The organism is Streptomyces sp. NPDC001822, from assembly GCF_042892135.1.
GTDB lineage: Bacteria > Actinomycetota > Actinomycetes > Streptomycetales > Streptomycetaceae > Streptomyces.
Genome location: NZ_JBIATW010000015.1, coordinates 129,255 through 153,001 on the forward strand (window position 1 = coordinate 129,255; position 23,747 = coordinate 153,001).

Annotated in this window: 19 protein-coding genes and 1 tRNA gene; 1 reads left to right on the forward strand and 19 read right to left on the reverse strand. The window is 69.7% G+C overall.

The window, feature by feature from the left end:
* From ACFYY2_RS28660 to ACFYY2_RS28725, 14 genes are all read right to left on the reverse strand, one after another.
* Positions 1–204 (reverse strand): hypothetical protein (locus ACFYY2_RS28660; protein ID WP_388748267.1); only part of this gene is annotated, 204 nt, incomplete at its 3' end.
* A 229-nt stretch (positions 205–433) separates the two neighbouring features.
* The gene (locus ACFYY2_RS28665) at positions 434–1,213 is read right to left on the reverse strand and encodes a TIGR03936 family radical SAM-associated protein (protein WP_388748269.1); all 780 of its coding nucleotides are present in this window, start codon (positions 1,211–1,213) and stop codon (positions 434–436) included.
* 122 nt (positions 1,214–1,335) lie between these two features.
* Complete coding sequence (locus ACFYY2_RS28670) at positions 1,336–2,469, reverse strand: hypothetical protein (protein ID WP_388748271.1); 1,134 nt, start codon at positions 2,467–2,469, stop codon at positions 1,336–1,338.
* A gap of 75 nt (positions 2,470–2,544) precedes the next feature.
* Positions 2,545–4,470 carry a TIGR03960 family B12-binding radical SAM protein gene (locus ACFYY2_RS28675; RefSeq protein WP_388748273.1) on the reverse strand — a complete coding sequence of 642 codons (1,926 nt, stop codon included), beginning with the start codon at positions 4,468–4,470 and terminating at the stop codon, positions 2,545–2,547.
* 50 nt (positions 4,471–4,520) lie between these two features.
* Entirely contained in the window at positions 4,521–6,050 is a 1,530-nt protein-coding gene (locus ACFYY2_RS28680; protein ID WP_388748275.1) for a CHAD domain-containing protein, read from the reverse strand.
* A gap of 51 nt (positions 6,051–6,101) precedes the next feature.
* A complete protein-coding gene (rodA, locus tag ACFYY2_RS28685) occupies positions 6,102–7,292 on the reverse strand; it encodes a rod shape-determining protein RodA (RefSeq protein WP_388748277.1) in 1,191 nt (396 codons plus the stop codon).
* Positions 7,292–9,469, reverse strand: coding sequence for a penicillin-binding protein 2 (gene mrdA / locus ACFYY2_RS28690; RefSeq protein ID WP_388748279.1), 2,178 nt, complete (start codon positions 9,467–9,469; stop codon positions 7,292–7,294). The genes rodA and mrdA overlap by 1 nt, the downstream gene beginning before the upstream one ends.
* A gap of 73 nt (positions 9,470–9,542) precedes the next feature.
* Positions 9,543–10,205 carry a rod shape-determining protein MreD gene (gene mreD / locus ACFYY2_RS28695; protein ID WP_388748281.1) on the reverse strand — a complete coding sequence of 221 codons (663 nt, stop codon included), beginning with the start codon at positions 10,203–10,205 and terminating at the stop codon, positions 9,543–9,545.
* Positions 10,206–10,216: 11 nt separating this feature from the next.
* Positions 10,217–11,263, reverse strand: coding sequence for a rod shape-determining protein MreC (gene mreC, locus ACFYY2_RS28700; RefSeq protein WP_388748283.1), 1,047 nt, complete (start codon positions 11,261–11,263; stop codon positions 10,217–10,219).
* A gap of 98 nt (positions 11,264–11,361) precedes the next feature.
* Positions 11,362–12,381: a rod shape-determining protein gene (locus ACFYY2_RS28705; RefSeq protein ID WP_073746922.1), complete on the reverse strand. Its 1,020-nt coding sequence runs from the start codon at positions 12,379–12,381 to the stop codon at positions 11,362–11,364.
* 293 nt (positions 12,382–12,674) lie between these two features.
* The gene (gene ndk / locus ACFYY2_RS28710; protein ID WP_033299402.1) at positions 12,675–13,088 is read right to left on the reverse strand and encodes a nucleoside-diphosphate kinase; all 414 of its coding nucleotides are present in this window, start codon (positions 13,086–13,088) and stop codon (positions 12,675–12,677) included.
* An 86-nt stretch (positions 13,089–13,174) separates the two neighbouring features.
* Positions 13,175–13,543 carry a DUF4233 domain-containing protein gene (locus ACFYY2_RS28715; protein WP_388748286.1) on the reverse strand — a complete coding sequence of 123 codons (369 nt, stop codon included), beginning with the start codon at positions 13,541–13,543 and terminating at the stop codon, positions 13,175–13,177.
* Positions 13,544–13,546: 3 nt separating this feature from the next.
* Positions 13,547–15,070 (reverse strand): bifunctional folylpolyglutamate synthase/dihydrofolate synthase, encoded by a 1,524-nt coding sequence (locus ACFYY2_RS28720; protein ID WP_388748288.1) that lies wholly within the window; start codon positions 15,068–15,070, stop codon positions 13,547–13,549.
* Between the two features lie 124 nt (positions 15,071–15,194).
* Entirely contained in the window at positions 15,195–17,816 is a 2,622-nt protein-coding gene (locus ACFYY2_RS28725; RefSeq protein WP_388748290.1) for a valine--tRNA ligase, read from the reverse strand.
* Between the two features lie 138 nt (positions 17,817–17,954).
* On the opposite strand from ACFYY2_RS28725, the gene ACFYY2_RS28730 reads away from it, so the two are divergent.
* Entirely contained in the window at positions 17,955–18,959 is a 1,005-nt protein-coding gene (locus ACFYY2_RS28730) for a hypothetical protein (RefSeq protein WP_388748292.1), read from the forward strand.
* 67 nt (positions 18,960–19,026) lie between these two features.
* Here ACFYY2_RS28730 and clpX read toward each other — a convergent pair whose 3' ends face one another.
* The 5 genes from clpX to ACFYY2_RS28755 form a co-directional block, all read right to left on the reverse strand.
* The gene (gene clpX / locus ACFYY2_RS28735; RefSeq protein WP_329037264.1) at positions 19,027–20,328 is read right to left on the reverse strand and encodes an ATP-dependent Clp protease ATP-binding subunit ClpX; all 1,302 of its coding nucleotides are present in this window, start codon (positions 20,326–20,328) and stop codon (positions 19,027–19,029) included.
* A gap of 156 nt (positions 20,329–20,484) precedes the next feature.
* Positions 20,485–21,168, reverse strand: a complete 684-nt coding sequence (locus tag ACFYY2_RS28740) for an ATP-dependent Clp protease proteolytic subunit (protein WP_388748295.1) — start codon at positions 21,166–21,168, stop codon at positions 20,485–20,487.
* 67 nt (positions 21,169–21,235) lie between these two features.
* Positions 21,236–21,841: an ATP-dependent Clp protease proteolytic subunit gene (locus ACFYY2_RS28745; protein WP_327122356.1), complete on the reverse strand. Its 606-nt coding sequence runs from the start codon at positions 21,839–21,841 to the stop codon at positions 21,236–21,238.
* A 273-nt stretch (positions 21,842–22,114) separates the two neighbouring features.
* Positions 22,115–23,506, reverse strand: coding sequence for a trigger factor (tig, locus tag ACFYY2_RS28750; protein ID WP_388748297.1), 1,392 nt, complete (start codon positions 23,504–23,506; stop codon positions 22,115–22,117).
* A 150-nt stretch (positions 23,507–23,656) separates the two neighbouring features.
* Positions 23,657–23,733 (reverse strand) — tRNA-Pro (locus tag ACFYY2_RS28755).
* Between the last annotated feature and the right edge of the window lie 14 nt (positions 23,734–23,747).

Sequence of the window (23,747 nt, forward strand, 5' to 3'; positions counted from 1 at the left end):
CGGGGCGGCCTCTTCGGGTTCGGTGGCGGCCGGCACGGCCGGCGTGGCCGGCGTGGCCTCCTCGGCGGGGGCCGTGCCCTGCGCGCCCGACGGCGGGCCGGCGGGGCGGGATGCCGCACGGCGCCTGCGGCGCGGCGGCAGCTTGTCCCCGGGGGTGTTGTCTTCGGTGTTACCGGTCGGGCCGGTTTCGTTCTGCTCGTGCATGCGGGCGGTTCTCCCGTCGCGCTCCCGGGCGCCACACCTGGTTCCGGTCCGACGCGATGCGCGCGGTGTGCGCGGTACCGCCGTCCGGGGCGCGGGCGCCGCACGGGAGCTGATGTCTGGCTCGCCGGTTCCGTACGCGCTGCGCACGGCCTGGCGAAAGTCTTATGGGGCGGTGCGCGGCCCGACCCAGGTGGCTCCCGAGTCGAAGGGCTGCGCTACGACGACCGCCTTACGCGGAACCCGTACCTTCCGGCGCCGTCGCGGCGGCGGCCGGATCGGCCGTGGAAACGGCCGGGGCTGCCTCGCGGTCGGGCGCGAGCGGGTCGGTCACCGTGCCGGACTCCTCGTCGAAGAGACCCTGCGCCAGCCTGGTCACCGCTGCGGGGACCGGCGGCGTCAGGTCGGCCACGGCTCGGAGACCTGATAGGACGTCGTCGGGTCGCACGGCAGGTGTCACGTGCCGCACTACCAGCCGCAGTATCGCACAGGGCCTGTCCCCGGGCCTATCGGACTGCGGATCAAGGGCCTGCAGGTCGGCGACGGCGGCGCGGGCGTCGAAGCTCCGCATGCCGTTCTTCGCCCGGCGCTGGACCTCGACGGTCTCGGCGTCCAGGAAGGCGGCCACGGCCCTCTTCGCGTCCTCGACGCCGACGCCGTCGAGCCGCATCTCCCACACCGAGGCGGTCAGACGTTCGGCGAGGCCGGAGGTACGGACCTCGACCGCGTCGATGACGTCGAGTCCGTCGGGCATCGACGCGTCGAGCAGCCCGCGGAGGGTCTCGGGGTCCCGCGCCTCGGTGAGCGCGATCTCCAGGAACTCGGCCTCGCTGCCCGTGCCCGTGGGGGCGGCGTTGGCGTACGACACCTTGGGGTGCGGGGTGAATCCGGCCGAGTAGGCCATGGGAACCTCGGAACGGCGCAGGGCCCGCTCGAAGGCACGCTGGAAGTCTCTGTGACTGGTGAACCGGAGGCGGCCCCGCTTGGTGTAGCGCAGTCGGATGCGCTGCACCGCCGGTGCGGGCGGCGGGCCTTCGGGCTGTCGCTTGCCCAGTGGTTCTTCTCCTCGGTGCGGGGCGGCCGCGGTGGCGTGCCGCCCACGAAGTACAGGGTGCCCCGGGGTGCCGTTCCGGCTCACCCCCGCTCGACGGTTCTACCGACCTGCGGGGAGATCTCGGACGCGGGCGCCGCGCTGGGGACAGTCGTTGTCCTACCCAGGGTACGCGCCGCGGACCCTCCCGTTTTCCGCGCGTCCCCGACCTGCGGCGCTCCCACCAGTGCGCGCCATGCGTCGTGGCGTGCCGCACGCAGCGTCTCCCGGGCCGAGGACAGCACTCCGCGGACCGCGCGGCCCGCGTCCAGTGCGGCCTGCCGGGCGGGAGCCCAGACCGCGTCGCGCAGGAAGTGGCCCACCGGCGTGCACAGAGTGCGGTAGACCCACACGGCCGGGACGCCGACCAGATGCCGGGCCAGCCAGGCCAGCACCCGGCCGGCCGCGCGCGAGACGAACCCCGCGATCCGCCAGGCGACACCGACGGCGGCCACGATCTCCCGGCCGAGGGGGGCCAGGACACGTCGGTACACCCAGGCGACCGGATGCACCAGAAGGGTCGTGAACAGCCACACGACACCGGTCCACAGCCCCTGCCCCAGAACCGCCATCCCCCGCCCCACCAAGCCCAGCACCCATGCCACGCCTCGTCCCAACGGCGTCAGCACACTCCCGTACACCCACACCACCGGAAGCACGAGCAAGGTCGTCACCAGCCAGGCCGCAGCGATGCCGAGCGGCCTGAGGAGGTAGCGCCACACTCCGACCGAGGGCCACACCAGCAGCAGGGTGACGAGCGCGGTCGCCGCCGGGACCAGCAGTCGGGTGTACGTCCACCGCAGCCCGTGCCAGGCCGGGACAAGCACGGCCGAGTGGAGCCACGCCAGCGGGACGACGACCCCGTACCGGACGACCGGCACGACGACGTAGCGCCACAGCCCCACCCAGGGCCATACGAACAGGGCCGTGGCGAGCCAGGCGAGTGCCTTCACGGCAGGAGCGAGCACCTGGTCGCGGAACCAGTCCGCCGCCCGGGACAGGGGGCGCAGCAGCAGCCGGTCGAGGAGGCGGCCGCCGGCCACGAGCAGGTCCCACAGCATGCGGACCGGCAGGACGAGCACCAGCACCACGATCCGCACCGGGATCCTGACGAGGGTGGTCAGACAGCCCTCCCCGCCCTCGTACGGCGCGGGAGTGCGGTGCTTGTCGAGGTCCATGCCGGTAAGGACGCGAACGCCCGGCCCAGGGTTTCCCGGGCCGGGCGTTCGTCACCGGGCTGTCACCCGGAGGGTCTACTTCACGACCGTGAGCGGCAGCAGCTTCTTGCCGGTCGGGCCGATCTGGATGTCCAGGTCCAGCTGCGGGCACACGCCGCAGTCGAAGCACGGCGTCCAGCGGCAGTCCTCGACCTCGGTCTCGTCGAGCGCGTCCTGCCAGTCCTCCCAGAGCCAGTCCTTGTCGAGCCCGGAGTCCAGGTGGTCCCAGGGCAGGACCTCCTCGTACGTCCGCTCGCGGGTGGTGTACCAGTCGACGTCCACGCCGAAGGCGGGCAGCGTCTTCTCGGCGCTCCTCATCCAGAGGTCGTAGCTGAAGTGCTCGCGCCAGCCGTCGAAGCGGCCACCGGACTCGTAGACGGCGCGGATGACGGAACCGACGCGGCGGTCGCCGCGGGAGAGCAGGCCCTCGACGATGCCGGGCTTGCCGTCGTGGTAGCGGAAGCCGATGGAGCGCCCGTACTTCTTGTCGTCCCGGATCTTGTCCCGGAGCTTCTTGAGCCGGGCGTCGGTGTCCTCGGCGCTGAGCTGCGGCGCCCACTGGAAGGGGGTGTGCGGCTTGGGCACGAAGCCGCCGATGGAGACGGTGCAGCGGATGTCGTTCTGCCCGGAGACCTCGCGGCCCTTGGCGATCACGTTGACCGCCATGTCGCCGATCTGGAGGACGTCCTCGTCGGTCTCGGTGGGCAGGCCGCACATGAAGTACAGCTTCACCTGGCGCCAGCCGTTGCCGTACGCCGTGGAGACCGTACGGATCAGGTCCTCCTCCGAGACCATCTTGTTGATGACCTTGCGCATGCGCTCGGAGCCGCCCTCGGGGGCGAAGGTGAGACCGGACCTGCGGCCGTTGCGGGTCAGCTCGTTGGCCAGGTCGACGTTGAAGGCGTCGACGCGGGTGGAGGGCAGCGAGAGGCCGATCTTGTCCTCGGTGTAGCGGTCCGCGAGGCCCTTGGCGATGTCGCCGATCTCGCTGTGGTCCGCGGAGGAGAGCGACAGGAGGCCGACCTCCTCGAAGCCGGTGGCCTTGAGGCCCTTCTCGACCATCTCGCCGATGCCGGTGATGCTTCGCTCCCGCACGGGGCGCGTGATCATGCCGGCCTGGCAGAAACGGCAGCCGCGGGTGCAGCCGCGGAAGATCTCGACGGACATCCGCTCGTGGACGGTCTCGGCGAGGGGCACGAGGGGCTGCTTCGGGTACGGCCATTCGTCGAGGTCCATGACCGTGTGCTTGGACACGCGCCACGGGACACCGGACTTGTTGGGCACGACTCGGCCGATGCGGCCGTCGGGGAGGTACTCGACGTCGTAGAAGCCGGGGACGTAGACGCCGCCGGTCTTCGCGAGGCGGAACAGCACCTCCTCGCGGCCGCCCGGGCGGCCCTCGGCCTTCCAGGCGCGGATGATCTCGGTGATCTCCAGGACGGCCTGCTCGCCGTCGCCGATCACCGCGCAGTCGATGAAGTCGGCGATCGGCTCGGGGTTGAACGCGGCGTGGCCGCCCGCCAGCACGATCGGGTGGTCCACGGTCCGGTCCTTGGACTCCAGCGGGATTCCCGCGAGGTCCAGGGCCGTGAGCATGTTGGTGTAGCCGAGCTCGGTGGAGAAGCTCAGGCCGAACACGTCGAAGGCGCCGACGGGGCGGTGGCTGTCCACGGTGAACTGCGGGACCCGGTGCTCGCGCATCAGCTCCTCTAGGTCCGGCCACACGCTGTACGTGCGCTCGGCGAGGACGCCGTCGCGCTCGTTGAGCACCTCGTACAGGATCATGACGCCCTGGTTGGGGAGCCCGACCTCGTAGGCGTCCGGGTACATGAGTGCCCAGCGGACGTCGCATTCGTCCCACGGTTTGACGGTGGAGTTCAGCTCACCGCCGACGTACTGGATGGGCTTCTGCACATGCGGGAGCAGAGCTTCGAGCTGTGGGAAGACCGACTCGGCAGACATCTGAGGACCTTCGTAGCTGGCAGGGGTGACCATCAAGCGTAACCCGGTGCTCAGCCTTCCAGTGCCGCCCGCAGCCGGGGCCGCGACGCCCGCGCCCACGCCTCGGGCAGTTCCCGCTCCCGTTCCCGCGCCGCCGCCTCCTCGCGGCCGTACAGGACTCCCCAGGTGAAAGCGGACTCCCCAGCTCCGTGGGCCTCCACCGCGAGGGCGCGCAGGGCCTCCCGGGCCATGACGCTGTCCTGGTGGTCGCCCAGGACCGTCTGCACGGACTTCATCCGGCGGGAGAACTTCTTCGCGGGCCGGCCCAGCGCCGGCCTGGCCGCGTCCGCCGCGTAGCGCACGCGCTTGGTGGCCTTGCGCGCCTCGTGCATCGCCACGTCACGCCCCGGGCCGGGCGGCAGGTCGAGCGCGTGGCCGACCCGGGCGGCGAGGCGGGCGTAGTCCTTGAGCACCGCGCGCGGCAGGGCGTCCCCGGGGTCCTGCGCGGCACCGCGCCGGAGCGGCGGATCGCCGACGAGGGCGTCCAGGGCGTCCAGCAGGTCCAGGTAGCGCCCGCTGTCCAGGGCGTCGGCGACCCGGCGCCGCGCTCCGGCGTCCGCGGCGGCGGAGGACCGCTCCAGCCGGGCGCTCACCGGGCCGAGGACCAGGGTGTCCGGCAGCCCCGCGACGCCGGAGCGCAGCCGGGCGTCGAGGACTTCCCGGTCGCGGCCGGCCCCGAGCTCGCCGGCCAGCCACTTGAGTTCGTCGCGGAGCGGATCGGTGACGGCGCGGTCGAGGATCCCGCGGTACGTCCTGAAGGCGCTGCGCAGCCTCCGCGTGGCGACCCGCATGAGGTGGACGGCGTCGGGCAGGTCGCGGCGCACGGCGGGATCGAGCCGGACGACGGCTTCAGTCTGGTGGCGTACGTAGGCGAGCACGTGGTCGCCGGCGGTGCGCGGCGCTCCGGCCGCCGTCGCGGGCTCGCGCCGCTTCCCGGGGGCCGTCTCGGCCAGTGCCCTGGCGAGCTTGGACGGGGAGGCGGACGGCTGGACCCCGGCCTTGCGCAGCCGCCGCTCCACGGCGTCGAGGACGGCGGGGTCCACGTCGTCGGCCAGCTCGACCTCCAGCTCCGTCCAGGCCGCGGTGGTACCGCGGCCTTCCTCCGTGAGGCGCTCGGCGAGGACTTCGTCGACGCTCAGTTCGGCGAGCAGGGCGCCGTCCTCGTCGAGGAGGTGGTGGACGTCGCGCGCGGAGAGGATCCGCACGACGGGGACGACCTCCGCGTGGCGCACGCGGGAGCGGAGCAGTCCGGCCAGCTCGGCCGGCAGGTCGTCACCGAGCGGCGCCCGGATCTCGTCACGGACGTCGGCGGACACGGGGAACTTGAGGTGCCATCCGGCGTCCCCGCCGCCGGTCCGGCGCCTCAGCGTGAGGGATCCGGCGGCCAGGGAGAGGTCTTCGGTGTCGTAGTAGACGGCATCGAGTTCGCTCGGGCCCCGGTGGACGACGGCCGAGACCCCGGCCGCACGGGTCAGGTCCGGCAGCCGGGTTCCGGGAGTCGCGTCGTACTTCCGCTCGACCTCGCGCTTCGAGTCCGCCATAGGACGAATCTATCCGCGATCGGCCCCGTCATGCAGGGCGGTCCTCCGGGCTCAGGCCGTTATCGGCCGCTGCACCCGGATCGACTGGAGCAGACCGATCGCCACCCAGACGGCGAACATCGAGGACCCTCCGTAGGACACGAAGGGCAGCGGGAGGCCCGCCACCGGCATGATGCCCAGCGTCATGCCGATGTTCTCGAAGGACTGGAAGGCGAACCAGGCGATGATCCCGGCGGCCACGACCGTGCCGTACAGCTCGGTGGTCTCCCGGGCGATCCGGCAGGCGCGCCACATGATGACACCGAGCAGCACGATGATCAGTCCGGCCCCGAGGAAGCCGAGTTCCTCGCCGGCCACGGTGAACACGAAGTCGGTCTGCTGCTCCGGGACGAACTGCCCCGTCGTCTGCGAACCGTTGAAGAGGCCCGTCCCCGAGAGACCGCCGGAGCCGATCGCGATGCGGGCCTGGTTGGTGTTGTAGCCGACTCCGGCCGGGTCGAGCGCCGGGTTGGCGAAGGCCGCGAAGCGGGCGATCTGGTAGTCGTCGAGCACGCCGAGCTGCCAGACGGCCAGCGCGCCCGCCGTGCCCGCGCCGAGGAGTCCGAAGATCCAGCGGTTGGACGCCCCGGACGCGAGGAGCACGCCGAGCACGATGACGGCCATGACCATGACGGAGCCGAGGTCGGGCATCAGCATGACGATCCCCATCGGGATGACGGCCACACCGAGGGACTTGGCGACCGTCCGGTGGTCGGGGTGCTGCTGGTCGCCCGCGTCGACGCGGGCCGCCAGCAGCATCGCCATGCCCAGGATGATCGTGATCTTGGTGAACTCCGACGGCTGGAGCGAGAACCCGCCGGGCAGGAGGATCCAGGCGTGCGCGCCGTTGACGGTCGCGCCCAGCGGGGTGAGGACCGCGAGGACCAGCAGCACCGAGATGGCGTAGAGGACCGGCACCGCGCCCCGGAGGGTGCGGTGGCCGAGCCAGATGGTGCCGATCATCAGCGCCAGGCCGATGCCCGTGTTCAGCGCGTGCCGGAACAGGAAGTAGTACGGGTCGCCGTGGGTCAGCGAGTCCCGCCCGCGGGTCGCTGACCAGACCAGGAGCGAGCCGACGAAGGAGAGCGCGACCGCCGAGCCGAGCAGCGGCCAGTCCAGCCGCCGCACGACGGAGTCGCGGGCGGTGAGTCTGGCCCAGGCGGAACGCTCGGGGGCGTAGCGCGAGACGGAGAAGCCTGCCATCAGTCCCGCCTCCCCGGGGCTCCGGCGACGACGGCGGCGAGAGCCTGCGTGCCGTCCTCGGCGGGCGGCTCGGGGACGTAGGGCTTGATCTTCGGCGACTCGATCTGTCCGTCGGGCTTGATCCTGGGCAGGGTCTTCTGGGGCTTCGGCAGGAGGGCCTTCTTGAGGTTCTGCTTGCCGGCGGAGTCGAGCCCGTAGAGCGCGTTGTAGATGTTGCGCACGGCGGGACCGGAGGCCCCGGAACCCGTACCACCCTGAGAGATCGTCATGACGATCGAGTAGTCCTTGGTGTACGTGGCGAACCAGGAGGTCGTCTGCTTGCCGTAGACCTCGGCCGTGCCCGTCTTGGCGTGCATCGGGATCTTGTCCTGGGGCCAGCCGCCGAACCGCCATGCGGCACTGCCCCGGGTCGCGACTCCCGCGAGGGCTTCGTCTATCTCGTCGCGCGTGTCTCCCTTGAAGGGCAGCTTGCCGTGCGCCCGGGGCTTGATCTCCTGGACGGTCCTGCCGTCGCCGCTGACGATCGCCTTGCCGACCGTCGGGTCGTACAGGGTGCCGCCGTTGGAGATCGCCGCGTAGATCGTCGCCATCTGGATCGGGGTGACGAGCGTGTCGCCCTGGCCGATGGAGTAGTTGACGGAGTCACCGGCACGCATCTTGTAGCCCTCGATGCAGCCTTCGTACGCGATCTTCTCGACGTACGTGCCGTCCTTCTTGCCCTGCTTGCACCACGACGTCTTGTTGGCGTCGTAGAAGCTCTGCTTCCACTGGCGGTCGGGGACCCGGCCGGAGACCTCGTTGGGGAGGTCGATGCCGGTCTCCTTGCCGAGGCCGAACTGGTGGGCGGTCTTGTAGAACCAGTCGCCGGGGTTCTTCTTCGGCTTGTTGCCGCCGTCCTTCTGCCACTCCCTGTGCGCCAGGCCGTAGTACACGGTGTCGCAGGAGACCTCCAGGGCACGGCCGATGGTGATGCTGCCGTAGCCCTGGGACTCGAAGTTCTTGAAGGTCTGGCCGCCGATGGAGTACGAGCTCGGGCACGGGTAGTTGCCCTTGAACGGGTAACCGGCGTTGACCGCGGCGGTCGAGGAGATCACCTTGAAGATGGAGCCCGGGGCCGCGGTGCCCTGGATGGCCCGGTTCAGCAGCGGGAAGTTGGACTTCTTGCCGGTGAGCTTGGCGTAGTCCTTGGCGGAGATGCCGCCGATCCAGGCGTTGGGGTCGTACGTCGGCAGGGACGCCATCGAGACGATGCGGCCGGTCTTGGCCTCCATCACGACGACCGCGCCGGAGTCGGCCTTGTAGAGCTCGTTGGTGTTGCGGTCCATCTCCTTGCGGGCCGTCTCCATCGCCTTGTTGAGCTCGTACTCGGCGACGGCCTGGACCCGGGCGTCGATGGACGTGACGACGCTGGCACCGGGCTCGGCCTCGTCGTTCTGCGCCTGGCCGATGACCCGGCCGAGGTTGTCGACCTCGTAGCGGGTGACACCGGCCTTGCCGCGCAGTTCCTTGTCGTAGGTGCGCTCCAGACCCGAGCGGCCGACCTGGTCGGAGCGCAGGTAGGGCGAGTCCGTGTCCTGGGCCTTGGTGACCTCGTCGTCGGTGACCGGTGAGAGGTAGCCGAGCACCTGCGCGGTGTTGGCCTTGCCGGGTGCGGCGTAGCGGCGCACGGCGGTGGGTTCGGCGGTGATGCCGGGGAAGTCCTCCGCGCGCTCGCGGATCGTGAGGGCCTGCTGCGTCGTGGCCTCGTCGGTCACCGGGATCGGCTGGTAGGGCGAGCCGTTCCAGCAGGGCTGCGGGGTCTTGGCGTCGCAGAGCCGGACCTTGTCCTGGACGTCCTTGGCCTTCATGTCCAGGACGTCGGCCAGCCGGGTGAGCACCCCGACGCCGTCGTCCTTCATCTTCATCAGCTCGGTGCGGCTGGCGGAGACGACGAGGCGGGTCTCGTTGTCGGCGAGGGGCACGCCGCGCGCGTCGAGGATCGCTCCCCGGACGGCGGGCTGCACGACCTGCTGCACGTGGTTGTTCTTGGCCTCGTCCGTGTACTCCTGCCCGTTGCGGATCTGGAGGTACCAGAGCCGCCCTCCGAGCGTCAGGAGCAGCGAGAAGACGAGGACCTGGACGACGACGAGACGGATCTGGACCCGCTGGGTCCGTCCGGTCTCCGGAATGTTGCTCACGGGGCACCCCCGGTGGTGGTCGCGCCGCGGTCACGGGGGTCGCCCCCGGTGCCCGTCCGGTGCCGGTACGGCCTCACAGTCGCTTGACCCCCTTGATCCTTCCTGCGCGTGCGGCGCGGCTGCGTGCGGCCCTCAGGCGCATCCCGCCCCGCTGGCTGCCGATCCGCAGCCCGGTGCCCGAGGCCAGCCAGCCGGCGGCGACGTCACCGCTGCCGGAGCTGTCGGCCACGGGGTCGTTCTCGGTACGTCTGGCGAGCGCCATGATCAGCGGCACGGTGAAGGGCGCGAGGAGCAGGTCGTACACGGCGGCGGTGAACAGCAGGCTGCCCAGGCCCACATGGCGGGCCGCGGTGTCGCCCACGAGGGCGCCGACCCCGGCGTACAGCAGGGTCGATCCGATCGCCGCGGCGACGACGAACGCCATCGGGGTGAACGCCGACTTCAGCTGGCCGTTCTCGGGGCGGGCGAGGCCGGCGACGTAGCCGATGACGCAGAGCACCAGGGCGTAGCGCCCGGCCGCGTGGTCGGCGGGCGGCGCCAGGTCGGCGAGGAGGCCCGCGCCGAAGCCGATGAGGGCGCCGCTGACGGGCCCGTAGACGAAGGCGAGCCCGAGCACGACGAGGAGCACCAGGTCGGGCGTGGCGCCCGGGAGCTGGAGACGGGCGAGCACGGAGACCTGGATGACGAGGGCGACCACGACCAGGGAGACGGAGAGCAGCGTCCGGTTGATACGCATGGGGATCAGCTCTATTCCTGGTCGTTCGCCGCGTCACCGGCGGGTGTGTCGGCGTTCGCGGAGGGGCTGCCGGAGGCGTCCGTGCCGGGCTTCTCGTTGACGTTCCCGACGACCTTCCCACTGGCGTCGACGAGGTCGCCGTTGGGCTGCACGGTGACCGTGACGGTCGGGGTGGGCTTGGGCTTCTCCGGCTTCTTGGGCTGCTTCGGCAGGACCATGTCGCGGGGGTCCTCCCGGGGCGCCTGGACGACGACGCCGACGATGTCGAGCTTGGTGAAGCCGACGAACGGGCGGACGTAGACGGTCCGGGTCAGGTCACCGCCCGACGGGTCCACGCGCACGACCTGTCCGACCGGCACGCCGGGGACGAAGGGCTTGTCCTTGCTGGATCCGAAGGTGACCAGCCGGTCGCCCTTCTTCACCTCGGCCTTGCCGTTGAGGAACTGGACCGAGAGGGGCCGGGAGCCCTGTCCGGTCGCGAAGCCGAGCTCGTCGGTCTTCTCCAGACGGGTGCCGACGGTGAAGTCGGGGTCGTTGGCCAGCAGGACGGTCGCGGTGTTCGGGCCCACCGTGGTGACCCGGCCGACGAGTCCCTCGCCGTTCAGCACGGTCATGTCGCGCAGGATGCCGTCGTTCGTCCCCGCGTCGATGGTGATGGTCCAGGAGAAGCCCTGGGCCGCTCCTATGGCGATGACCTCGGCGCCCTTGATGCCGTACTGGCCGGCTCCGGCGCTCTTGAGCATGGTGTCCAGCTGGCGGACCTTGCTGGTGTTGCGGTCGTCGCTGCCGAGCCTGGTCTTCAGCGCGGCGTTCTCCTGCTCCAGGGCCGCGATCCGGTCGTGCCGGTCACCGGACTCCCGTACGGCGCCGATGGCGTTGCCCACCGGGTCCACCGCTGCCGCGACGCCGTTCTCCACCGGTCCGAAGACCGTGGCGGCGGCCTGCCGGGCCCCGTCGACCGGTGACTCCTCGCCACCGCGGATATCGACCGTGATCAGGGCGAATGCGATGGCGATCAGCAGCACCAGGAGCAGCCGGCTCTCTCGTGTGTCCCTCACGTGCGGCGGCCGTGCCTTCCTCGTCGGAATGTTCGTGCCTGTATACCAACGTTCCGCCGTACGGGGCGGTTTGCGCCCGTACGGCGGAACATCGTCTTCTACCTTCGTGGCTGGGCGTCCAGCACCTGCTGCAGCGCCTCGAACTCCTCGACGCACTTGCCGGAGCCGAGTGCCACCGAGTCCAGCGGGTCCTCGGCGATGTGGATCGGCATGCCCGTCTCGTGCCGCAGGCGCTCGTCGAGACCCCGCAGGAGCGCGCCGCCGCCGGTGAGGACGATGCCGCGGTCCATGACATCACCGGAGAGCTCCGGCGGGCACTTGTCGAGCGTGGTCTTCACGGCGTCGACGATCGCGTTGACCGGCTCCTCGATGGCCTTGCGGACCTCCGTCGCCGAGATGACGACGGTCTTGGGCAGGCCCGAGACCAGGTCGCGGCCGCGGATCTCGGTGTGCTCGTCCTTCTCCATCTCGAAGGCCGAGCCGATGGTGATCTTGATCTGCTCCGCGGTCCGCTCACCGAGGAGGAGCGAGTACTCCTTCTTGATGTGCTGGATGATCGCGTTGTCCAGTTCGTCACCGGCGACCCGGATCGACTGGGCAGTGACGATTCCCCCGAGCGAGATCACGGCGACCTCGGTGGTGCCGCCGCCGATGTCGACGACCATGTTCCCGGTGGCCTCGTGGACCGGCAGTCCCGAGCCGATGGCCGCGGCCATGGGCTCTTCGATGATGTGCACCTGGCGGGCGCCCGCCTGCGTCGACGCCTCGATGACGGCGCGTCGCTCGACCCCTGTGATGCCGGAGGGCACACAGACGACGACCCGGGGGCGGGCGAGGTAGCGGCGCTTGTGGATCTTGAGGATGAAGTAGCGGAGCATGCGCTCCGTGATCTCGAAGTCGGCGATCACGCCGTCCTTCAGCGGCCGCACGGCAACGATGTTGCCCGGCGTGCGGCCGATCATCTTCTTGGCCTCGGCGCCGACCGCCAGGATTCCGCCGGTGTTGGTGTTGATGGCCACGACGGACGGCTCGTTCAATACGATGCCGCGCCCCCTGACGTACACCAGCGTGTTGGCAGTCCCGAGGTCGATAGCCATGTCACGGCCGATGAACGACATTGAGTTCCCCTTGTTCCCCATGAGGATGCGTCGGGCCTTCCCAGAAAGCGAAGAATGGCTTGTTTTAGGTAGGCGAGGGTTGGCGCTGCGGGCGTGGAAGCTTCCATCGTAGTGCCGTATGCACGGACACAGCGCGAGGGTCCTTCGCCATGACGAGCGGAACGGCTGCCCGTTCCACCCATGGTGACGTTACGTCGGAGGGATGCGTTCCCGCGATACGGGACCCTATGCCGAAGGGCGACCGAATTACTTCGGTCGCCCCAGGTCATGAGCGCTGTTTGGCGGAGCCGAAGTCAGGAAAGGCCGGGAAAGAAAAGCTTGAGTTCTCGCTCTGCGGACTCCTCGGAGTCCGAGGCGTGGATGAGGTTCTCGCGGGTGACCGTGCCGAAGTCACCGCGGATCGAGCCGGGCGCGGCGGCGATCGGGTCGGTCGGGCCGGCGAGCGCGCGGACGCCCTCGATCACCCGCTCGCCTTCGGCCACAAGAGCGACGACGGGGCCGGAGGCCATGAACTCGACGAGGGGCTCGTAGAACGGACGGCCCTTGTGCTCGCCGTAGTGCTGCTCCAGGGTCTCCTGGTCGAGCGTGCGCAGCTCCAGCGCGGTGATCGTCCAGCCGGCCTTGCGCTCGATGCGGCCGACGATCTCGCCGATCAGCCCACGCCGGACGGCGTCGGGCTTGAGAAGGACGAGGGTGCGCTGGGTCATGTGCGGCTCCTTGCAGAACTTTCGGTGCGGGTGAGGGCGAGATTACAGGGCTGTGGGAGTGGTCCGACGGCCGGGCTCACTCTGCGTCATCCTTGGGCCGGAGCCTGGGCGCTCTCCTGCGCCTCGGCCTGCGCCGCCCACCGTGCCTTCGCCTCGTCGATCTTGCGGCCGTAGTGCACGGACGCCCACCACAGGGCGCCGAAGGCGATCCCGAGGATGTACATCATCGGGACGAAGAACCCGCTCAGGACCAGCGCGATCTGCAGCGCCCAGCCGAGCTGGACGCCGCCGGGCCTGGTGATCACGCCGCACAGCAGGAGGGACACCAGCATCCCGGCACCGCAGACCGCCCACACCGTGCCCATGGACATGCCGTCCAGCTTCATCGCCACGAGTCCGGCGAAGCCGATGACGAAGAACTCCCCGATCAGCGTCGATGCGCAGAGCGTACGCACAGGTCAGCGCCTTCCCAGGAGCAGCCGGGCCTCGCCGACCGTGATCACCGAACCGGTCACCAGGACGCCGGCGCCCGCGTATTCGGCCTCCTCCTCGGCGAGGGTGATGGCCGCCTCCAGGGCGTCGTCCAGACGGGGCTCGACCTGGACGCGCTCGTGGCCGAAGACCTCCACGGCGATCGCGGCCAGCGCGTCCGCGTCCATGGCACGCTCGCTGGAGTTCCGGGTGACGACGATCTCGGCGAAGATCGGCTCGAAGGCTTCGAGGAGACCGCGCACGTCCTTTCCGTCACTGGCGCCGACGACGCCGATGAGGCGCGTGAAGTTGAACGCCTCACTGACCCCCTCCGCGGCCGCGAGGGCGCCGGCCGGGTTGTGCGCCGCGTCCAGGACGACCGTCGGGCTGGACCGCACGACCTCCAGGCGGCCCGGCGAGAGGACCGAGAGGAAGGCCTTGCGGACCACCTCGACGTCGAGACTGCGGGCCTGCTCGGCACCGATCCCGAAGAACGCCTCGACGGCCGCGAGCGCCACCACGGCGTTGTGCGCCTGGTGGGCGCCGTACAGCGGCAGGAAGATGTTGTCGTACTCACCGCCCAGGCCCCGCAGGGTCAGCAGCTGGCCGCCGACCGCGATCTCCCGGGAGACGATGCCGAACTCCATGCCCTCACGGGCGACCGTGGCGTCGACCCCGACGGCCTTCTTCAGCATCACCTGCGCGGCGTCGACCGGCTGCTGGGCCAGGATCACCGTCGCGTCCTGCTTGATGACGCCGGACTTCTCCTCGGCGATCTCGGCCGGTGTCGTGCCGAGCCGGTCCGTGTGGTCGAGGGAGATCGGTGTGATCACGGCGACCGAACCGTCGATGACGTTCGTCGCGTCCCAGGTCCCGCCCATGCCGACCTCGACGACCGCCACGTCGACCGGCGCGTCCGCGAAGGCCGCGTACGCCATGCCGGTGATCACCTCGAAGAAGGAGAGCCGGTACGGCTGCTGCGCGTCGACCATCTCGACGTACGGCTTGATGTCGTCGTACGTCTCGATGAAGCGCTCGGCCGTGATCGGCGCGCCGTCCAGGCTGATGCGCTCGGTCACCGACTGGACGTGCGGGGAGGTGTAGCGGCCGGTACGGAGCTCGAAGGCGCCGAGCAGCGCCTCGATCATCCGGGCCGTGCTGGTCTTGCCGTTCGTCCCCGTGATGTGGATCGAGGGGTAGGCGCGCTGGGGCTCGCCCAGCACGTCCATCAGGGCGGCAATCCGGGTCACCGACGGCTCGAGCTTGGTCTCGCCCCAGCGGCCGGCGAGCTCCTCCTCCACCGCGCGCAGCGCTCTGTCCGTCTCGGGGTCGGCGGGGCGGTCGGGCACCGCCTCGGCCTGCGGCGGACCGGACTGGGTGCGCAGCGTGCGGCTCCCGGCCTCGATCACCGCCAGGTCGGGGTCGCGCTGGGTCTCTTCGTCGACGATCTCCGCGAAGGTGTCCTCGGGATCTGACGCGTCGTGCCGGTCTGAAGGGCGGGGCTCACTCACAGGGCCAGTCTACGGATGGCGTCGGACATCGCGCGCAGCGCCCGCCGCGGTACGCCGCCGGGGGCACGGCGAAGCCCCCGCGCTCCCGGTCGGTCGGGGGCACGGGGGCTCCGTGTTCAGGTCATCAGCCCTGGGGCAGATTCGCCAGCTGGGCGGTGATCCGCTCGATGTCGGCCTCCGCCTTGCCGAGCCGGCCGCGGATCTTGTCGACCACGTTGTCCGGCGCCTTGGCCAGGAAGGCCTCGTTGCCGAGCTTGCCGGTGGCCTGGGCCTTCTCCTTCTCGGCCGCGCCCAGGTCCTTCGTCAGGCGCTTGCGCTCCGCCTCGACGTCGATCGTGCCGGACAGGTCGAGGGCGACCTTGGCCCCGGCGACCGGCAGGGTCGCCGTCGCGTGGAAGTCGTCCCCGGCGGGCTGCAGGCGCAGCAGCTGGCGGATGGCGGCCTCGTGCGGCGCGAGCACCGTGCCGGTGACCGTCAGCTCGGCCGGGACCTTCTGGCCGGGCTGGAGACCCTGGTCGGAGCGGAAGCGGCGGACCTCGGTGACGACCTGCTGGACGAGCTCGATCTCCTTCTCGGCCGCGTCGTCGCGGAAGCCGCTGTCCTTCGGCCAGTCGGCGACGACGACCGACTCCTGGCCCGTGAGCGTGGTCCAGAGCGTCTCCGTCACGAACGGGACGATCGGGTGCAGCAGGCGCAGGGTGACGTCCAGGACCTCGCCGAGGACGCGCGCGGAGACCTTGGCCTGCTCGCCGCCGGCGAAGAAGGTGGTCTTCGAGAGCTCGACGTACCAGTCGAAGATCTCGTCCCACGCGAAGTGGTAGAGCGCGTCACTGAGCTTCGCGAACTGGAAGTCGTCGTAGAACGCGTCGGCGTCGGCGACGGTCTTGTTCAGCCGGGACAGGATCCAGCGGTCGGTGGCCGAGAGCTGCTCGACGGGCGGGAGGTCGCCCTCCACCGTGGCGCCGTTCATCATCGCGAACCGGGTGGCGTTCCAGATCTTGTTGGCGAAGTTCCGGGACGCCTGGACCCAGTCCTCGCCGATCGGGACGTCGGTGCCGGGGTTGGCGCCCTTGGCCAGGGTGAAGCGGACGGCGTCGGAGCCGTAGGTGTCCATCCAGTCCAGCGGGTCGACGACGTTGCCGAAGGACTTCGACATCTTCTTGCCGCGCTCGTCACGGACGAGACCCGTCAGGGCGATCGTCTTGAACGGGACCTCGCCGTCCATGACGTACAGGCCGAACATCATCATCCGGGCGACCCAGAAGAAGATGATGTCGTGGCCGGTGACCAGGACGTCGGTCGGATAGAACTTCTTGAGGTCCGGGGTCTCCTCGGGCCAGCCGAGCGTGGAGAACGGCCACAGGCCGGAGGAGAACCAGGTGTCCAGGACGTCGGTGTCCTGGGTCCAGCCCTCGCCCGTGGGCGGCTGCTCGTCGGGGCCGACGCAGACGACCTCGCCGTCGGGGCCGTACCAGACGGGGATGCGGTGGCCCCACCAGAGCTGGCGCGAGATGCACCAGTCGCGGAGGTTGTCGACCCAGTCGAAGTACCGCTGCTCCATCTCCTTGGGGTGGATCTCGACCCGGCCGTCGCGGACCGCGTCGCCGGCGGCCTTCGCGAGGGTCTCGACCTTGACCCACCACTGCAGCGAGAGGCGCGGCTCGACCGTCGTGCGGCAGCGGGAGCAGTGGCCGACGGAGTGGACGTACGGACGCTTCTCCGCGACGATCCGGCCCTGCCCGCGCAGCGCGCCGACGATGGCGGAACGGGCCTCGAAGCGGTCGAGCCCCTCGAAGGGACCGGGGACGGTGATGACGCCCCGCTCGTCCATGACGGTCATCGACTCCAGGCCGTGGCGCTGACCGATCGCGAAGTCGTTCGGGTCGTGCGCCGGGGTCACCTTGACGGCGCCGGTGCCGAACTCAGGGTCGACGTGCGTGTCGGCGACGACCGGGATGGTGCGGTCGGTGAGGGGCAGCTTGATGCGCGTGCCGACGAGGTGGGCGTAGCGCTCGTCGTCGGGGTGGACCGCGACGGCGGTGTCACCGAGCATCGTCTCGGCGCGGGTCGTGGCGACGACCAGCGTGTTCTCGCCCTCGCCGTACTGGATCGAGACGAGCTCGCCGTCGTCGTCCTGGTAGTCGACCTCGATGTCCGAGATGGCCGTCAGACAGCGCGGGCACCAGTTGATGATGCGCTCGGCGCGGTAGATCAGGCCGTCGTCGTACATCTTCTTGAAGACGGTCTGGACGGCGGCCGAGAGGCCCTCGTCCATGGTGAAGCGCTCCCGGGACCAGTCGACGCCGTCACCGAGGCGGCGCATCTGCCCGAGGATCCTGCCGCCGTACTCCTCCTTCCACTGCCAGACGCGCTCGACGAACTCCTCGCGGCCCAGGTCGTGGCGGGACTTGCCCTCCTCGCCGAGCTGCTGCTCGACCTTGTTCTGGGTGGCGATGCCGGCGTGGTCCATGCCGGGGAGCCAGAGCGTCTCGTACCCCTGCATCCGCTTGCGGCGGGTGAGGGCGTCCATGAGCGTGTGCTGGAAGGCGTGGCCGAGGTGCAGGGAGCCGGTGACGTTGGGCGGCGGGATGACGATCGTGTACGGAGGCTTCTCGCTCTCCGGGTCGGCCGTGAAGTAACCGCGCTCCACCCAGCGCTCGTACAGCTTCCCCTCTACCTCGGCCGGCGCGTACTGGGTCGGCAGTTCGGGGATGCTGGCTGGCTGCTGCGCTGCGTTCTCGGTCACGGCACACAGTTTAGGGGCGTCACAGTCCTGCACTGAAACCGGTTTGCTGAGTAACGGTGTGCCCCCGGACGCCCTGTGCGGACGCGGCTTCCGTCAGGATGTGCGGAACGCATAAGCATTCTGGAGGGGGACAGCACCATGAGCCACAACCAGCCGGGTCCGTACGGCGGTCAGCCGCCGCAGGGCCAGCCTGGACCGTACGGCCAGCAGCCGGGCCCGTACGGCCAGCAGCCCGGCCCCTACGGCGGTCCGCCGCCCCAGGGGCCGCCGCAGGGCCAGCCCGGCTACGGCTACCCGCAGCAGGCCCCTCAGGGCGTTCCGCCGCAGCCCGGCTACGGCTACCCGCAGGGCCAGCAGCCGGGCCCGTACGGCCAGCAGCCGCCCACTCCCCCGTACGGCGGCCAGCCGGCGTACCCCGGCATGCCTCCGCAGCCGGGCGCCCCGAAGAAGAAGACGGGCCTGATCATCGGCGCGGCCGTGGTGGCGCTGGCCGTGGTCGCGGGCGGTGTGTACTTCTTCACGTCGGGCGGAGGCAGCGCCAACGGCGACGTGGCGGACTCCACCAAGGGCTACAAGCTGACGCCCGCCGCCTCGGTCGACGACTACAAGAAGGACTCCAAGGAGTCGGCCTCGGGCCCGATGACGGGCACGGAGAAGAAGGACGCCGAGGCCCTGGGCATGAACAACCCCCAGAAGGCCGAGGCCCAGTACGCGAGCGGCGACCTCGCGAAGAACATGCTCACGACCAAGATGCTGATGCTCAGCGGCGCCTGGGGCGAGGTCTCCGATCCGGCGAAAGCCGTCGACCGAATGTTCGGGCAGGCCAAGGCCGGGATCTCCGAGAGCGACAAGGACGCGGAGATCTCCCTGGTCGGCAGCCCCAAGAACGTGACGCCGCCCGGCTTCAAGGGTGCGCTGATGAAGTGCCAGGACATGAAGATGCTCAACTCCAAGGCGGACGGCACCCCTACGGGCGGTCCCAAGGAGATGGTCATGCCGGTCTGCATCTGGGCCGACTACAGCACTGTCGCCGCCGTGATCGGCTTCGACATCGGCGGTGCCATGACCAACAAGCCGATGACCCAGGACGAGGTGGCCGCCCTCGCGGCCAAGCTGTACAACACCTCGCGCACCAAGGTCTGACCCTCAACGCCGAAGGGGCGCCCGGCCGTCGGCCGGGCGCCCCTTCGCGTGTGTCGTTGCGCCGCCGCTACGCGGACTTCTCGTGGCGGCCGCCGCCCTCGTTCTTGCCGATCGTGCGCGGCTCGCGCGGGACCAGCGTCGGGTTGACGTTGTTGCGGACGACGTCCGGGGTGATGACGACGCGGGCCACGTCCTTGCGGGACGGCACCTCGTACATCACGGACTGCAGGACCTCTTCCATGATGGCGCGCAGGCCTCGCGCGCCCGTCTGGCGGAGGATCGCCTGGTCGGCGATTGCTTCGAGGGCCTCGCGCTCGAAGTCCAGCTCCACGCCGTCGAGTTCGAACAGCCGCTGGTACTGCTTCACCAGGGCGTTGCGCGGCTCGACCAGGATCTGGAGCAGCGCCTCACGGTCCAGGTTGTGGACCGAGGTCAGCACGGGGAGACGGCCGATGAACTCGGGGATCATCCCGAACTTCACCAGGTCCTCCGGCATGACCTCCTGGAACTGGTCGCTCGCCTGGATCTCCAGCTTGGAGCGGATCGTGGCGCCGAAGCCGATGCCCTTGGCGCCGGCCCGCGACTCGATGATCTTCTCCAGACCCGAGAAGGCGCCGCCCACGATGAACAGCACGTTCGTCGTGTCGATCTGGATGAACTCCTGGTGCGGGTGCTTGCGTCCGCCCTGCGGCGGCACGGAGGCGGTGGTGCCCTCCAGGATCTTCAACAGGGCCTGCTGGACGCCCTCGCCGGACACGTCCCGCGTGATCGACGGGTTCTCGCTCTTGCGGGCGACCTTGTCGATCTCGTCGATGTAGATGATCCCGGTCTCGGCCTTCTTGACGTCGTAGTCGGCGGCCTGGATCAGCTTGAGCAGGATGTTCTCGACGTCCTCGCCGACATAGCCGGCCTCCGTCAGCGCCGTCGCGTCCGCGATGGCGAACGGGACGTTGAGCATGCGGGCCAGCGTCTGCGCGAGCAGTGTCTTGCCGGAGCCCGTGGGGCCCAGCAGCAGGATGTTGGACTTGGCGAGCTCGATCGCGTCGTCACGATTCGAGCCGCTGCCGTTCTCTCCGGCCTGGACCCGCTTGTAGTGGTTGTACACAGCGACCGAGAGGGCCTTCTTCGCGGGCTCCTGCCCGACGACGTACCCCTCGAGGAACTCGTAGATCTCGCGCGGCTTGGGGAGTTCCTCCCACCGCACCTCGGAGGTCTCGGCGAGCTCCTCCTCGATGATCTCGTTGCAGAGATCGATGCACTCGTCGCAGATGTACACACCGGGTCCCGCGATGAGCTTCTTCACCTGCTTCTGGCTCTTTCCGCAGAACGAGCACTTGAGCAAGTCGCCGCCATCACCGATGCGTGCCACGAGGTGCTTCCCCTTCGCCTGGGAGCAGCCTGGTTCAGCGGCTCCTGGTGCCTCTATCCGACGGTACCTTGCCTGGCCCCCCGTTCGGGCCCCCCTTGGCACGGTTCACACGGCCGTGGCCGTGCATACGGAATGTGCCAAGGGGAAAGACCGACGTCAGACGGACGCGCCGGCTGTGGTCTTACGGGTGGAGACAATCTGGTCCACCAGACCGTACGCCAGTGCGTCCTCGGCGGTAAGGATCTTGTCACGCTCGATGTCCTCGCTGATCTTCGCCAGCGGGGTCGTGGAGTGCTTGGCCAGCATCTCCTCGAGCTGCGTGCGCATCCGCAGGATCTCGTTGGCCGCGATCTCCAGGTCGGAGAGCTGCTCGCGGCCGGTCTGCGAGGAGGGCTGGTGGATCAGGACACGGGCGTGCGGGAGCGCCATGCGCTTGCCCGGGGTGCCCGCGGCCAGCAGGACGGCGGCGGCGGAGGCGGCCTGTCCCATGCAGACGGTCTGGATGTCCGGCTTCACGAACTGCATCGTGTCGTAGATCGCGGTGAGCGCGGTGAACGAGCCGCCGGGGCTGTTGATGTAGATCGAGATGTCGCGGTCCGGGTCCATCGACTCCAGGCAGAGCAGCTGCGCCATGACGTCGTTGGCCGAGGCGTCGTCGATCTGGACGCCGAGGAAGATCACGCGCTCCTCGAAGAGCTTCGCGTACGGGTCGTACTCGCGCACACCCTGCGAGGTGCGCTCGACGAAGCGCGGGACGACGTAGCGGTTGTCCACCTGCGGGCCGGTGTAGAGGCCGCTCGCGGAGGCGCCGGGGAAGTTGTTCATGTGGGTGTTCACCATCCTGGTGGCGTATCTGTGGGCTGGAGGTCTCGGCGTACGAGAGGGTGCGGGGTGGTGCACGCCCGGATCAGGCGCCGGTGCCGCCACCGCCCGGGATGCCCGACGCGAACGTGATGATCTCGTCGATGAGGCCGTAGTCCTTGGCCTCCTCGGCGGTGTACCAGCGGTCGCGGTCGCCGTCGCGGATGATCGTCTCCACGGTCTGACCGGAGTGGTGGGCGGTGATCTCCGCCATCCGCGTCTTCGTGCGGAGCAGGTACTGCGCCTGGATCTTGATGTCCGAGGCCGTACCGCCGATGCCGGCCGAGCCCTGGTGCATCAGGATGTCGGTGTTCGGGAGCGCGAAGCGCTTGCCCGCCGTGCCACCGGTGAGCAGGAACTGGCCCATCGAGGCCGCCATGCCCATCCCGATGGTGACCACGTCGTTCGGGATGTACTGCATGGTGTCGTAGACCGCCATGCCCGCCGTCACCGAGCCGCCGGGGCTGTTGATGTAGAGGTAGATGTCCTTGTCCGGGTCGGCGGCAAGGAGCAGAAGCTGTGCGGTGATCTTGTTGGCGATGTCATCGTCGACCTGCTGACCGAGGAAGATGATGCGCTCGCCGAGCAGTCGGCTGTAGACCTGGTCACCGAGGCCTCCACCGAGGGACGGCTCTCCGGCGGCGTAGGGCATCAGATTCGTCACGTATCCACCTGCTCGTCTCTGACGGCTCCGGCCGTCTCAGCGTCTTCGTACCGGATAGGTCGGGACTACCCGACCCTTCCTCTTCATGGACCCTAACGCGCAGGTGGGACAACGCCATCCCGCTTCCCCAACTGTTCGCTGGGAGCGCAAGGTCGGCAGTCCGCACAAGGGTTCCAGGGTGCGGGCCGATACGACGGCGGGCCCCGGACGCGGTACGTCCGGAGCCCGCCGTGCGGTTCAGATCAACGGGAGGAGCGAGGCTCAGGCCTCGTTCTTCTCGTCCTTCTTCTCGTCGGCTGCCTCGGTGTCACCCTCGGCGGCCTCGACCGTCTCCGTGTCCTCGTCGTCCTCGAGCTCGACGACCTCACCGTTGGTGTCGGTGACCTTGGCGGCCTCGACGACGACGGCGAGCGCCTTGCCGCGGGCGACCTCGCCGACGAGCATCGGCACCTGGCCGCCTTCGACGACGGCCTGGGCGAACTGGTCGGGGCTCATGCCGGAGGAAGCGGCACGGCGCATGAGGTGCTCGGTGAGCTCCTCCTGGTTGACGTTCAGCTTCTCCTTGTTGACGAGCTCGTCAAGGATGAACTGGGTCTTGATGCCCTTGATCGCCTGCTCGGAGGTCTCGGCCTCGAACTCCTCGAGCGTCTTGCCCTGGATCTCCAGGTACTTCTCGAGGTCGAGACCCATCTGGCCGAGCTGGTGGTGCTCGAGGTTGTGCTTGCGGGTCTGGACCTCGTCCGCGAGCAGCTTCTCGGGGATCGGGACCTCGGCCAGCTTCAGCAGCTCGTCGAGGACGCGCTCCTGGGCCTGCGTGGCCTGGTCGTACTGCTTGGTGTTCTCGAGGCGCTTGCGGCTGTCCTCGCGGAGCTCGGCGAGCGTGTCGAACTCGCTCGCCATCTGCGCGAAGTCGTCGTCCAGCTCGGGCAGTTCGCGGGCGGCGACGGCGGTGACCTTGACGGTGACCTCCGCCTCCTTGCCCTCGGCGGAGCCGCCCTTCAGCTCGGAGGTGAAGGTGGCCTCGCCACCCGCCTCCAGGCCGGTCACGGCGTCGTCGATGCCGTCGAGGAGCTCGCCGGAACCGATGGTGTACGAGACACCCGCGGCCACGCCGTCCTCCAGGACCTCTCCGTCGACCTTGGCCTCCAGGTCGATCGTCACGACGTCGCCGGCGGCGGCGGCGCGCTCGACCGGGTTGGTGGAGGCGAAGCGCTCACGGAGCTGCTCCACGGCCTTGTCGACGTCCTCGTCGGTGACCTCGAGTGCGTCCACGGTGACCTCGATGCCGGAGTAGTCCGGGATCTCGATCTCGGGACGGACGTCCACCTCGGCGGTGAAGGCCAGCAGTTCGCCGTCCTTGAGCTCGGTGATGTCAACCTCGGGCTGGCCCAGAACGTTGAGCTCACCCTCGTTGACAGCCTCGGTGTAGAACTTCGGGAGGGCGTCGTTGACGGCCTCCTCGAGCACGGCACCGCGGCCGAACCGCTGGTCGATGACGCGGTTGGGGATCTTGCCCTTGCGGAAGCCCTTCACCGTGACCTGCTGGTTGATCTTCTTGTACGCCGCGTCGAGGCTGTCCTTGAGCTCCTCGAAGGGCACCTCGATGCTGAGCCGAACCCGGGTCGGGTTCAGGGTCTCCACGGCGCTCTTCACGGTTCGGTCTCCTTGGTGGCTGACTTCTTGGGGTTCTGCTGGGCCGCCGAGCGGCGGCTTCGCGGACCGAGCCCGGTACATCAGACACACGGGCACGCATTTTGCATAGTAACGGCAAGGGGGATGACTCCCACAATGCGATCTTGCCGGTGGTCGGGGTGGCCGGATTCGAACCGACGACCTTCCGCTCCCAAAGCGGACGCGCTACCAAGCTGCGCCACACCCCGTCGGTGCGACACGA